Source organism: Nostoc sp. (assembly GCF_036916655.1).
In the GTDB taxonomy this organism is placed as follows: Bacteria; Cyanobacteriota; Cyanobacteriia; order Cyanobacteriales; family Nostocaceae; genus Nostoc.
Genome location: NZ_JBALFY010000084.1, coordinates 1 through 1072, shown reverse-complemented (window position 1 = coordinate 1072; position 1072 = coordinate 1). Strand labels below are relative to the sequence as shown.

The following is a 1072-nucleotide window of genomic DNA, read 5'->3' as shown; positions in this document are numbered from 1 at the left end:
GTTTGGCAATTTGCAATTAGGACTTTGAGGAGCAGTGAAAATAGAGAACGCCAAACAGCTTACTGCAAAAAAATTTAAGCGAATGACTGGAGTGAGCCGTAAAACCTTTGAATTAATGGAAGATGATGTTAAAGCTGATGCTCAAAAAAAGAAGAAGCCTGGTCGCCGTCCTAAATTAACTATTGAAGACCAAGTTTTAATGGTGATTCAAAAAAGAGAGAGAATACCGTACTTATTATCATATTGGATTAGACTGGGGGCTTTCAGAATCAGCAGTTTGCCGAACAGTTTATAAAATTGAAAATATTCTAATTAGTTCAAGAAAGTTTAGTCTGCCTGGAAAGAAAGAATTATGGAAAATGTCATCCCAAGAAGATTTGGTAGTGATGGATGTGATGGAAAGCCCTTTTTGATTGACCTCATACCGGGCAAAAAAGATTTTTTAGCGGTAAGCTCTTGGAGAATACTTTAAAAACGCAGGTAGTTATCCACCAAAAAACTAGTCAAGTCATCTATTTAGCGCATGGTTTGGGGAGAATCCATGATTTTAGGCTATTTAAAAATAGCCGGATAAAATTTGGAGAATTACTCAAGGTCATCGCGGGTAAGGGCTATCAAGGAATTAATAAAATTCATCAATTGAGTGAAACACCGATTAAAAAGCCAAAAGGAAAAAAGTTGACGAAAGAACAGAAAAAATATAATCGAGAACTCAATCGATTAAGAATTACTGTTGAACACGTAAATCGTCGTCTAAAGATATTTAAAATGTTGTCTGATAGATATCGAAACCGTCACCGACGTTTTGGCTTAAGGTCGAATTTAATTGCGGGAATTTATAATCACGAATTAGCAATATAAATCGAATAAAAAAATCAAATTAATCCAAATAGTTTCAGTATTAATCAATAACTTAAATGATCTTTCCTGTCATCTTCTTAATTAGTGTAGGCGCAGCCCGCCGTAGGCATCGCACCTATAATACTTGCTTGAAGAAAATGATAGCCTCTTACTATTTCAATGTCCCAAAATTTAAAATAAAACAACCCCAAATTATACCACAAAATATTTA

1 pseudogene is annotated in these 1072 nt (G+C 34.4%); it reads left to right on the top strand.

The features are described from left to right. Positions 1-34: 34 nt before the first annotated feature. Positions 35-861: pseudogene (locus V7L31_RS23235) on the top strand (IS5 family transposase). Positions 862-1072: the final 211 nt, after the last annotated feature.